Here is a 12939-nt window from a genome sequence, read left to right as displayed (position 1 = left end):
CATTTCTCTATACTGCCTCTTTAATATTCACATTTTCTTATTATTCTTGCGTGTAGCGGTAAGAAATAACTGTAGACTAAAAAAAAGATTGGAAGGCTATAAAGATGGTTCCAATGAGTGAGCTTCATGTATCCAACCTGGGCCACCGACCATTCAATCATAAAAGATAGGACGGTAAATATTATCGCTAATTTCCATTTGTTATCTTTATTCAAGTAATTTAAATAAATCACAGACAAGGATGAAGGGACAAAGCTGTAAGTTAGTAACTCACCAATTCCAGAATATCTGGGATGACCAAAATCAACTAGATCCAAAAAACCAGCAAAAATATTATCAGCTACCCATGTAGCCAAACCGATTACTCCTATAGTGACATAAATACCACGCCAGCTAATTTCCTTCTTCGGCATAATAAACACAAATAATAATAAGATAATGGCAAGTGTGATTGGCAACCAAAGACCTTTTGCACCAAGATCCATCGATTTAAGAATTGAATCCATCTAAATTCCCCTTCTCGTTACATTTACTATTATTATGTTCTCCGACATTTTATTTGTCTAAACTCAGTGACGCCTAATATACGGTTGCTTAACAATCTGCCCATCTATAATCTGATGTAATCGAATGTCTTCCAAATAAAAAGGCTGTCACCTTATTTATAGTGACAACCTTTTCCCTCTTTTATTTTTCCCGACAATTACCTGTCTTGTAAATGTTCCTTTTCGAACGATACATCGGTCCACAATACGAAACCCTGCGTTTTCAATAATTGAATCAATTGGTTCAATGGTGACAATCACGATTCTTTCAGCAAACGAATAGGCACTTTGAAGCAATTCAAGCTGTTCTTGTGGAGAGATAACGGAGCAAAGATTATAGGGCATATCAATAATCGCCACATCGTAGGTTCCCGTTACCTTTCGAATATCCCTAAATACAACTTCACAATGGTACCCAAAATGGGCAATATTTTCACGTGTTCCAGGAAGAATAAGGGGATTCACATCACTCCCGACAATATCGATCCCCATAGATAAAGCCTCGACGAGTACAGTACCAATCCCGCAGCATGGGTCGATCGCTTTTTTCCCTGCTGGGTGCGGTACGGCAATGTTAGCGACAGCTCTAGCGACACGGGTACTTAAAGCAGTAGAATAACCATGTGGTTTTGTTTGGTGCTGTAGCCAGACAGCTTCACCTTTTTGATAATACCCAAATATCCATTTTCCGATAACATGTACAATTCCGAACAAGATGTCAGGATGTTTTAGATCCGGCTCTCCTGGCACATGCAGAGCTACTTCCCTTTCCACTCTTCTACGCTCTTCAAAGCCTACTTTTCCTAATGAAAAAGTCTTCAAAAAAATGACCCGATAGGTTTCCGTTAATGGAGTTAAACTTTTCACCTTTGTAATAATCTCTTCCAATTCACTGCCTTCAAATATGATATCTATTCGATCCCGAATAAACGGGCTTCTGCTTGGATCTATTTTAATATTACTTTCTATTATATAATCGTCAGAGTCCTGTCCAAAAAAAGAACGCATCTCTAAGGCACAGAGCTCCACTTCATCTTCTTGACATGAATAATTGTAAAGGTATTTCTGCTTTATCTCGTTTGTATTATTCATGATCTCATTCCCCTCTAAAAAACTAAATAACTCATCTAGTATACACCTTTATTCAGAAGATGTTTATTTTAGAGTGGGAAAGTCCTGGATTTTCTATAGAAAGTAGCCTAGTTTTGACCCTGGTTGTGTTCATAATGAGCTATTAATTGCCATTCTTCGGTTAAAACTAAGAGGTACTTCTTCTAAATTAAAAATTTATTTGCGATTTCTACCGCTTATTTGCGATTCTCAGATTTTACTTGCGATTACAAAAATTTATTTGCGATTCTCAGATTTTATTTGCGATCCTCAGATTTTACTTGCGATTCTACAAATTTATTTGCGAACCAACCGATTTACTTGCGGTTCCCTTAACTCCCCAATAATTCCACAAACTCTTCCTCACCAATTACTTTTATCGCCGTGCCTTTTTCAATTAAAGCATATGCCTTTTCTTCTTTGGTGCTAATTCCACTTGCACCCACGATCGTTTGGTCCTGCTTACCGACGATTAAATAATGAGTTTTTCCGCTTACTCCACTCTTAATCGTTCCACCTGCATTCACTACTTTTTGCATCGCATCCTTACGATCAAGCTTCAATTCTCCGGTAAAAACAATATTCTTTCCGAAAAAAGGATGCTCTTCATTAAAGGTTTGAACATTGGCAGAAATCTCTGAGATCACCACTTTTGTAAAAGACTTTTTCTGCTTTTTCTGTTTAAAGTACGTTTGTGGTTTTAGCTCGGAGAACTTCTTAATTGGAATACTACGATAAGTTTTACAATACGATTGAAGTGATTTTTTATTTTTTACTGTTACACAAGTGGTAACTAATTCCGCGCATGCTCTTGCATCGTACAAGGCATTGTGATGATTTTCTAAGATGATATCGAAATGACTTAACCTTTCTACTAATGAATTCCCTACCTTTTCCCTGCAAGCCTTCGCACTCAGAGGAATGCTGCAAATAAATTCAAACTCAGGGATTTCAAGAGCATATTCCATCAAACAGCAGTGGAGAACACTCATATCAAATTGAGCATTATGAGCAATAATAGTCGCTCCTTCGAAATGATGTTTAATCTCCTCCCAAATCTCATGGAACTTTCTTTCATTCTTTACATCCTCTACGGTCAAACCATGGATTTTTGTTGTTTCCTCGAGAAATGTTAAGGTTGGAGGTTGGATTAAGAAATATTTCTCATCGACAATTTGATTATCCTTAACAAAAACCATTCCTAGGGAACAAGCGCTACTCATCCTATTGTTCGCAATTTCAAAATCTATCGCAATAAAATCCATCTTAAAAATAACCTCCTTAGTATCCATTTTCACTACCAACAATTTTACAGTGTCAGTAGCATTTCCTCTACCCTAAATGATTTCCTTCTAAAAAATTGAATAGAAAAAAGCCCTCATGAAAGGACTTTTTAAAAGATAAACTTCTTCTGTACATAATAGCTAACCATAAACAGAATTCCTTCGGTAAAGCTTTTACTTGTAAAAAGTGAGAAATTACCAGTGTCGTTAAATAAAGTAATCATCAAATAGTTACTGATTAATATGAATCCAGCCAAGCTATAGTACTTAAGTATCGGCTTTAAATGCGATTGTTTTTTTCTATTAAAAACGATGTTTTTGTTGATTACATAATTGATAAAGGAACTGATTACTCTCGCACCAATTACAGAGACTAACAAATTATTCGAGAGATAATGTAACAAGAAGAAACAGATAAAATCAATTACTCCACAAGAAACCGAAGATAGACTAAATTTGAATATAGGAAGGTAAATTCGGATGGAATCAAGAATAGGGCGAAAATGACTTCCTTTATTGTTATTTTCATAGACGGTTTGAATGGGCAAACTAGAAATGCGATAACCAGCAGATTTCGCCTCTAGCAATTGGTTCATCTCATATTCATACCTTTTCCCCTTAATACCAATTAGCCATGGAAGCATGTCAACAGAGAATCCTCTTAGACCCGTCTGGGTATCGTTTATTTTATATCCAGCTACAAATGAGAAGATGGTTCTTGTTACTTTATTTCCTATTAAACTCTTTAGTGGAACTTCGCCTACAAATTCCCTAGACCCTAATACAATGGTTTGAGGCTGATCAGCTAACTCTTGCGCAACACGCTGAATATCTTCCCAACGATGCTGGCCATCGCAATCGGCACACACTACCCCATTTTCATTTGGATAGTGCGTGTAAATATGGGTAAAGGCTGTTTTCAGTGCGGCTCCCTTCCCTTGGTTTGTCTCATGGGTTAAAACCATGCACCCTCTTTGTGCTGCCTGTTCAAAAATACCTTCACACTCCACCGAACTCCCGTCATTCACAATGAGTACCCGATAGCTACTGCTTTGTTGAACTTCTTCTATCAACTGAAGCATTTTCTCGTTTGGTTCATAAGCAGGAATAACTATAATCATAGAATTCACCTCTCTTACTGGATATAGATAATATCACTTACGCCACGTTCCTCCCCTTTACCTCGAGGATTATTAATGACTTCTCCCATAAAGTACATGGTTGACGAACCACCACCGTCCAGGTTATAGGCTTCCGTAGCGCCTAAGTCTTCAAACACTTGAGCAAACTCACCTAAGGTTAATCCCTTTGAATATCCTTCACTTCTGCCATCCACGACGACAAACACATAATGATTTTCAGATATGATACCTACCCCTGTTCTCGGGTTGGAGTCCTCAATCGAACGATTTCCAAAATTCTTATCAATGCTCACATCTCCAAAATCTTCAATGGCCACTGAATTTTCAACGAGAGCAGGTCCAAAAGAGAAGGTTTGTGTGACTCCTTCAGCAATTAATTCCTCTGCAGAAGTTTCTGTCTCTTCATAGATTTTCATGGATCCATCCTCATAAAAGGCCAACCCCGTACGTGCTGGATTATCTCTAAAAATTTGTCCATTCCGGATCGTTATCCCATCTTCACGAAATCCATAATAATCACCGTTAATCGCAAAAATGGCGTTATTATTACTTGCAATTACGGAAGTTACTTGGACTATGTTATTTCCAAATTGGTTATTGGCAAATGCTGACTTCAAACTACTTGAATCTGTTAATTGAACATCGGCTACATAATACACAACCTGATCACTTCCTGAACCAGTCACTACTTTCTCAATTTCAATCGACTTTGTATCGCTGGTATAACTTAAATCATCCGCTTCATAGGTCTCGTCCACTGTTGTAGTAGTTTCACTAGATGTGGTTGTTGAGTTTGTTGTTTCGGAACTGACAAGTGCATTTTCTACCTCAACATGCTCAATCAGGTAGCGGTCAGCTAATAAATATAGAATCAGTGCAACACTGGTAATAACTATTGACATGTTTACTATAAGTTTTCTTTTTTTCAAGGTGAAGACACCCTCCTTTGTTTCTCCTAAAGCTTTATCTAGACAAATTATAGTCAGCAAATATGGCGGAACTATGTCCAAAAGAGGAAGAAACGGAGAAACAAATGGTAATAAAAAAAGCCCATTCAGTTGTTTACTGAATGAGCCTTCTCCCCGATAAATCTACTTACTATTCTTTAAGTACTTGTTCCATTTTCTTTAATTTTCGATAAATAACGGACCGATCGACACCAAGCTTTTTAGCTGCTTCCGTTCCATTTCCATTGCACATGTCCATGACATGGCTTATACATCTTCCTTCTATTATTGCCGTAAAATCCTTCAAGTTAGAGAATTTCTCAATATTTAAGTTAATGAAATGGTCTAGTGTGAATCCATCCGATACCTTATCTTCTAGCAGAGGGTTAATTTCCACATTCTCAGTAACAACCAATCGCTCAACGTAATTTCGTAATTCCCTTGCATTTCCTGGCCATTCCATTTTCATTAACTTCTCGAATTGATCTGCACTTAAAGTGAATTTTTTTCCATAGCTTTGATTAATTTGTTCAATAAAATAAGAGATTAACCCGACAATATCTAGTTTTCGCTGTCTAAGAGGTGGAATATGAATCGGGACAACATTGATTCGATAATATAGATCTTCTCGAAAATGACCTTTTTTCACTATTTGCCAAAGATCTCTATTGGTGGCAGTGATAATCCGGCAATTAATTGGCACATTGCTCATTCCGCCTACTCTTCTCAGCTCATTATTTTCAATGACTCTTAATAATTTTGCTTGCATATCCAACGGCATTTCAGCAATTTCATCTAAAAATAAATAGCCATCATTTGCCGCCTCAATCATGCCTTTTTTCTCTTCAATTACTCCTGAATATGCTCCTTTTTCATACCCAAATAATTCATATTCAAATAAGGAGGGTGGGATGGTTGCGCAGTTAATCGTTACAAATGGGCCAGCTGATCGATCACTCTTTCTATGAATATACTTTGCAACTACTTCTTTTCCTGTGCCAGATTCACCGTAGATTAATACTTTGCTATCATAAGTCGCAATTTTATTACAAACCTTGATGATTTGCTTCATGGCTATGCTTTCTGCAACAATCCCTGGTTCTTTTTCTACTTTAAACAAATCGTATACATTGGGACCGAAATCATTTGGAATGTTGTGGTTAATCTCAATAACCGGCAATTTCCCATTGTATTTAACAGAAGTTGTCACAACCAGCTGGACCTCGCCATCCTTATCGAGGATAGGAATGGCCATAGACTTCACATTAAACCCTCTGTTTGTGCTTACAATCTTACTGACTTTTTGTTTCATCTCAATTGCTTCCATCGTAATGGAACGATTGTAGTAACCCGATTTTACTAAGTCATTAACATTTGATTTTAATAACTCTTCTAAAGTTATGCCAATGGTTAACGCTGTAAATTCGTTAGATATTAAAATATTTCCTTTTCCGTCTGTCACAAATAAAGTTGAGGGTTGATCATTGATATTTTTATCAACAAAAGGTTTTTTGGGCTTTCTTGACGTATGATTTTTCATAATCGTAAATATCAATCTCCTCATGTTTTTTCTTTCATTATATATGGGAAACACTGAAAGATAACAGTGTACATATTATGACAACAGTCTTTTCCAAAAAAATAGCCAAATAAGATATCCACCCTATTTGGCTTTTTCTTTGTATTAATTTAAGATTAACTATTGTTCAAAAACAGTGATTTTCCCGAGGTTACTTAAAACCTCTTGAGCTTCTTTAAACATGCTAGTAATCATTTCTTCTACAGTAGTTATTTCATTACAAAGGCCGCAAATTTGTCCAGCCATAACAGAACCTTGATCAGTGTCTCCCTCAAAAACAGACTTACGTAATGAACCTAAAGATAGCTTTTCTAATTCATCACGTGAAGCATTTTCTCTTTCTAGCCTTAAGAATTCGTTGATCATGCTATTTTTTATACTTCTTACAGGGCCACCTAAGCTACGCCCAGTAACCGTGGTGCTCGTGTCATCCGCATGAATGACAGCAAGCTTGAAGTTCTCATGTGTTGGACATTCGACAGTCGCTAAGAAGCGTGTACCCACTTGAACCCCTTGAGCACCTAAAGCAAACGCTGCTGCCACACCGCGACCATCACCAATTCCTCCTGCACCAATAACAGGAATGGAAACAGCACTGACTACTTGTGGTAACAAAGCCATCGTTGTTGTTTCACCAACATGTCCCCCAGCTTCAGTTCCTTCAGCTACAATTGCATCCACACCTAGTGCTTCCATTTTCTTAGCGATTTTAACGGATGGAACAACTGGAATAACAATAATTCCATTCTTTTTGAACGTTTCCATGTATGGTGCTGGAGTACCTGCACCCGTTGTTACAATTTTTACACCTTCTTCAATAATAACTTCAATTAATTCTGGGATATTATGCATCATGAGCATTAAATTAACTGCAAATGGATTGTTAGTGATTTCTTTTGTCTTTCTAATCTCTTCACGAAGCTTATCTGCTGAAAATCCACCTGAACCGATAATCCCTAGTCCACCAGCATTTGAAACTGCTCCTACTAATGGTGAAAGGGCAATTTGTGCCATTCCACCTTGAAAAATTGGATATTTAATACCTAATAGTTTTGTAATAGACATTTGTTTTTCCTCCTTATGGTTATTAATCTTATTTAGGCAACCTGAGTATGATCAGGAGTATTGGATTGTTTTTTATTTTCTAAAGCTTTAAACACAAAGGTTAAACCAAAACCAACTAACGAGATTACTAGAGCAATATAGAATGCGTTGGTAAACATTCCATCATTCGCTGCGGCAACCGTATTTGCTATTCTTGGACCAAAGAAGGCTGCACCTGAATAACCAATGAATGTCACACCATAATTGACTCCGTAGAATTTCATTCCGAACTTTTCTCCAACGATAGATGGGAAAATTCCCATTGTTCCGCCAAAGCATAAGCCGATCCCGATGATAGCAACCGCAAATCCACCAACAGAAGTAGACTTCGCAATCGTGAACATCATGACAGCAATCACCAAATAGATGATCATTAAACAATTAATGCGTCCAACTTTATCAGAAACAGCTCCCCAGAAAATACGGCCCATACAGTTACTAAGAGAATAAAGACTTACAAATAATGCTGCTGTTGCTGCTGATAATCCAAACATTGTTTGTCCGATGACAGATGCATTTGATGTTACCATCATGCCTGATAAAGCACCGATTAAAAACATACCCGCAATCACATAAAAGATTGGCTTTTTAATCATTTCATTCCAATTGATGTTTACCCCGCCCTTATTTCCTGCGGCAACTGGAGGTGTCCAGCCTTGTGGAGTATAACCAACTGGGCAAGCTTTAAAGAGTGTACTGCACCCTAAAATAATCACTAAAAACGCAAACCCCAGAGTAATAAGGGCTGATTGCACACCATTAGCAGTAATTAAAGCATTGGCTACCGGTGCAAGAATAATCGTTCCACCACCATACCCAGCTGTTACAATACCTGTACCAAGACCTCTTTTATCTGGGAAAAGCTTCACCGTATTACCAATTGTCGCTGAGTACACAATTCCTTGCCCAACTCCTGTAATTACTCCGTACGTGATGTATAACATCCAAGGAGCCGTAGCAAATCCGGATAATATGAATCCTGCACCAAACATCGATCCCCCTATTAGAATGGCGAGCTTTGCTCCACCCTTATCAACGAGTTTTCCTCCTAGAATCATCGGAATCGGTGAAATGGCAGCATTGATGGTAAAAGCCATCATGATTTCTCCCATGGAAGCTTGAAATACGTTCGTTAATGGCAAAGCAAAAATACTAAAAGCGTATATAGCCCCGACGCAAATGTTAATGATTGTAGAAACAACTAATATCGTCCAACGATTAAGCTCTTTATTCATTGATATTTCCTCCGCTCTTTTATTATTAAACTAGCTCTAATTCCGGCTTTGTTTTTTCTTCAATAATGCTTTTTAATTTGCCCCAGTTTTCCTCAAACATTTTTGAGTCCATTTCTTTTAGGTTTGGTGAGATGACTGGTTCAAAATCCATTTGATCTAAAATATGTGTTTGTAAATCTACGCCTGGTGCAATTTCTGTTAATGTCATTTTTCCTTCTTGAAGTTCAAATACCGCGCGCTCTGTCACATACACAACTGGCTGATTCACCTCAGTTGCATAAGCTCCACTGAAGGTGATTTGCTGAACCTTTTTAATGAATTTTTTTGCCTTTCCTTCTTGAAGGATTTCTAGCTTTCCGTCCTTTACAGCTATCTTAAGACCACCAGCCGTAAAGGTACCGGCAAATACTAGTTTCTTTGCAGCTTGTGATATATTGATAAATCCTCCACAACCAGCTACTCGTGTTCCAAATTTACTCACATTGACGTTTCCATATTCATCTGTTTGAGCTAACCCAAGAACAGATAAATCAATTCCGCCTCCATCATAAAAATCAAATTGAGCGTCATGATCAACGATCGCTTCAGAGTTATACGCATGCCCAAAATCCTTTAATCCAGCAGGTACACCCCCAACCGAACCTGCCTCCGTTGTAAGAATAAGCTGTTCACTTACTCCCTCTTCAGCTGCTACCGTTGAGACACAAACCGGGATTCCTACGCCAAGATTTAAGATCGTATTTGGTACAAGTTCTGCTGCCGAGCGGCGAGCAATGATTTTTCGTTCATCTAATGGAAGAGTCTCCATACTTTCTACAGGTACTTTAATATGACCAGAGAAAGCTGGGTTATAATAAGTGTTTTCTGTCTGGAAATGATTTTCTGGTTTTGAAACCACAATATAATCAACGAGAATACCAGGAACTTTTATATCCTTAGGGTTGAGTGTGCCATTTTTCGCAACCGCCTCTACTTGGGCAATGACGATTCCTCCTGAGTTACGAACAGCCTGGGCGATTGGAAGTACTTCCATATGAAGGCCTTCTTTTTCAAGCGTTAAATTCCCATTTTCATCTGCAACGGTTCCACGTATTAATCCCACTTGGATCGGGAAGGATTTATAATATAACCATTCATCCCCTTCAATCTCTATTACTTTTACAATCTCTTCTTTTGTGGAAGGTGACATTTTTCCACCTTCTACTCGTGGATCAACAAAAGTTCCCATTCCAACTTTTGTGATTACTCCGGGACGCTTCGCTGCAATTTCTCTATAAAGCTGAGTAATGACCCCTTGAGGAAGGTTGTAGGCTTCACATTTATCTTCTTCAATTAATTTCGCCATTCCAGGAGAGGCAATCGCAATTCCACCAATCCAACGTTTTACTAGCCCTTCGTAGCCAAGGTGACTCATCCCCTTTTCACGTCGATTTCCTACCGCACTAGCATGCATGACTGTTAAATTTTTCGGGTGACCACTTTGTAAAAAACGTTCTTCAATGGAGATCCCCATTTCCTCCGGCCAACATGAAAGACCAAAACCACTTGCTGCCACTGTGTCTCCATCCTTAATAAGCTCTGCTGCTTTTGAAGCCGTAATTACTTTTGACATTTCGCTTCCTCCTTATGTGAAAAATTTCACAATGTTATATAAAAAAATTTGTCTAAACGTTTATAAGCTCCGATAAGAGTTTGTGAATCATTTCACTTACATCCTATGACAAGTACACCTCCTCGTCAAGGGTGCCAAAACCTTGAGAAATCTGCTAAAAAACTGTGGTTATTTTGCGACTTTATAAATATTGCACCTAAGGTTTTTTAATGAGATAACCACCATTTTAATAAGAGGCGTACATAAATAGTAAGCTAGTAAAAAATGCGTTGACTGATATAAATGGCTTTTGGTTATTTCGCAATAAAACAACATGTTAGGCCAGGAATGATTTTTTCACACATACGGAAAATTACATATTGTGTCTTCCAAAGAATTGAAAAGGAGGAGGGAAAAGAAATTAACATATTAAAAAAATTTTTATATGCTAGTCTTCTTCTAAATTTGCATTTATGCTACAGCTAAAAAATAAGATTCAACAAAATCTATTCCAATTTTATAACCAATTATGTATCACTTTTCCCCACTAACATACAATGTAATAAAAAGTTCCCTAGGAGGTGTTCCCGCTGATTCATACAGTTAAAGCAGGTGAAACCCTTAATCAAATTGCAAAGGATTATCGTACCCCACTTGCAACCATTCTCCGTGCAAATCCATCAATAAATCCAAACCTCATTTATCCCGGACAATCCATCAATATTCCAGGCGTGCCATCGCCAGAGAGCAGTCCTTATCGAATTGATGTGAGTATAAATAGTCGCACTCTACGATTATTTAGAAATGGTACGTTTCAAAAACAATACCCTATTGCGGTAGGAAGAATGCTATTTGAAACACCGGTAGGAAATTATATTATTTTAAATAAGGCACCTAATCCCGGAGGACCGTTCGGGACGATGTGGATGAGCTTATCCAAGCAAAGTTATGGAATTCATGGGACGAATGATCCCAGCTCGATTGGAAAGGCGGTCTCAAAAGGCTGCATTCGCATGTACAATAGAGATGTAGAAGAATTAGCGAGGATGGTCCCAAACGGAACTACGGTAACTATTCATCCATAATTTTGAGAAAGATGTACCAAAAAATATGAAAAAGGACATTACATACTAGCTATATGAGTATGTAATGTCCTTTCTTGTTTTACTAAAGCCCCCGTTACTTTAATAGCAATAGGTAAAACTTTGATGTAATCTCCATCTTTTCCCCTGCACCACACCCAACGTGCGATTTTCACCGCATTAGGCGTTCCATCTTACTCTTTTAGACTAAAGCAACTAAATTACAAACTTTACGAAATTGGTTTAGCTTCTTCAATTGTTTTCCATCTAATTGAAGAATGTTCCTATATCGTTCAATCGTCTTTTCACTTGTAGCATGGATTAATCTATGGACATCTTTATGTACGATTACAAGATTATTAAACTCATCTGTACCTCCCATATGTCGGGGTAACTTATGATGACAATGTACCTGATTAGATGTTAAAAATTCCCCTGTTACTGCACATATTCCTAATTGCATTGAGTATCTTGAGATTCTGTTATCTGCAATTTCTAAATTATCCTTGCCGCAAGGTATTTTTAACATTTTGTTAATTTCTATGGCAACGTCGGCTCTAAGATTATGATGAAGTTTAAGCCTTCCTTCTTTTGTATAATTACATATATCTTGACTGAAATTCATGGCATTATCTGTTTGAATATCACCTAATGGAAATAAATATGTACCAGCAATTTTATATTGTTCTGAAATTATTCTTATGAAGTCTCTTGTATGTTTCTGATGGCTTTATAGGTTTTCCATATTTGCCAATTGGTTTTAGCCGATTGTACATGGTTTTCAATAGACGATAGGCTATTTTCCCAAAATCTTTATTGATATGAGTCGCAACCTTGAAGTAATTTTTTATTCCGAGAATATAAGCGTTATAATCCATAACAGTATGTGGTGTTGGCATATTTTGGATTTCGTGAATTAAATATCTAAGTTTTTCTAATATATTTTTCATCTTTTTATCCATAACGTGTGTATTGGCTACGTATTTATTACGCTTAGCTACTGCTTTAAGAGAAAAACCTAGAAAATCAGATTTTCTCTTTCTAAGGTTAGTAATCGCTGATTTCTCAGTTGATATATCAAGGTTTAGCTGATTTTTCAAGTATTCCTTGGTAGCGTGAAGTATTTTGATAGCTGATTGATGAGAATTTGTGAAAATCTTAAAATCATCTGCATATCTAACGATATACATTTGTTTAATTAACTTTGAATGGCTCACGTTGTCAAAGAAACCTTGTATATCAATGTCTACTACATGATGCAACTTCACATTATTGACTAAGAACTGACATCTGGCCATTACATGATGAGTTGATCTATTTG

Annotated in this window: 10 protein-coding genes and 1 pseudogene; 1 reads left to right on the top strand and 10 read right to left on the bottom strand. The window is 37.3% G+C overall.

All coding sequences use genetic code 11. From position 1 onward, the window contains the following. Window positions 1-20: 20 nt before the first annotated feature. The 9 genes from ACQ5H4_RS15345 to ACQ5H4_RS15305 form a co-directional block, all read right to left on the bottom strand. Window positions 21-506, bottom strand: coding sequence for a hypothetical protein (locus ACQ5H4_RS15345; protein WP_430775881.1), 486 nt, complete (start codon window positions 504-506; stop codon window positions 21-23). A 156-nt stretch (window positions 507-662) separates the two neighbouring features. Next, a complete protein-coding gene (locus ACQ5H4_RS15340) occupies window positions 663-1637 on the bottom strand; it encodes a TRM11 family SAM-dependent methyltransferase (RefSeq protein WP_430775880.1) in 975 nt (324 codons plus the stop codon). Window positions 1638-1987: 350 nt separating this feature from the next. Then, entirely contained in the window at window positions 1988-2920 is a 933-nt protein-coding gene (locus tag ACQ5H4_RS15335) for an exonuclease domain-containing protein (RefSeq protein WP_430775879.1), read from the bottom strand. 128 nt (window positions 2921-3048) lie between these two features. Then, complete coding sequence (locus tag ACQ5H4_RS15330) at window positions 3049-4059, bottom strand: glycosyltransferase (RefSeq protein ID WP_430775878.1); 1011 nt, start codon at window positions 4057-4059, stop codon at window positions 3049-3051. A 14-nt stretch (window positions 4060-4073) separates the two neighbouring features. Next, on the bottom strand, window positions 4074-5009 hold the full coding sequence (locus tag ACQ5H4_RS15325; RefSeq protein WP_430775877.1) for a phosphodiester glycosidase family protein: 936 nt from the start codon (window positions 5007-5009) through the stop codon (window positions 4074-4076). Window positions 5010-5178: 169 nt separating this feature from the next. Continuing rightward, complete coding sequence (locus tag ACQ5H4_RS15320) at window positions 5179-6567, bottom strand: sigma-54 interaction domain-containing protein (RefSeq protein ID WP_430776001.1); 1389 nt, start codon at window positions 6565-6567, stop codon at window positions 5179-5181. Window positions 6568-6726: 159 nt separating this feature from the next. Then, a complete protein-coding gene (locus ACQ5H4_RS15315; protein WP_430775876.1) occupies window positions 6727-7671 on the bottom strand; it encodes a DUF561 domain-containing protein in 945 nt (314 codons plus the stop codon). A 32-nt stretch (window positions 7672-7703) separates the two neighbouring features. Further along, window positions 7704-8945 (bottom strand): L-lactate MFS transporter, encoded by a 1242-nt coding sequence (locus ACQ5H4_RS15310; protein WP_430775875.1) that lies wholly within the window; start codon window positions 8943-8945, stop codon window positions 7704-7706. 25 nt (window positions 8946-8970) lie between these two features. Then, entirely contained in the window at window positions 8971-10557 is a 1587-nt protein-coding gene (locus ACQ5H4_RS15305; RefSeq protein WP_430775874.1) for an acyl CoA:acetate/3-ketoacid CoA transferase, read from the bottom strand. A gap of 569 nt (window positions 10558-11126) precedes the next feature. Between ACQ5H4_RS15305 and ACQ5H4_RS15300 the strand changes: the two genes are divergently transcribed. Further along, window positions 11127-11621, top strand: coding sequence for a L,D-transpeptidase family protein (locus ACQ5H4_RS15300; protein ID WP_430776000.1), 495 nt, complete (start codon window positions 11127-11129; stop codon window positions 11619-11621). 199 nt (window positions 11622-11820) lie between these two features. Here the strand turns inward: ACQ5H4_RS15300 and ACQ5H4_RS15295 are convergent. Next, window positions 11821-12939 (bottom strand): annotated as a pseudogene (locus ACQ5H4_RS15295) (reverse transcriptase domain-containing protein); the annotation flags it as partial.

The sequence above is a fragment of the Bacillus coreaensis genome (assembly GCF_050586445.1).
GTDB lineage: Bacteria > Bacillota > Bacilli > Bacillales > Cytobacillaceae > Robertmurraya_A > Robertmurraya_A coreaensis.
Note: the sequence above shows the minus strand (reverse complement) of the source record. Positions and strands in the feature narration are given on the sequence as shown.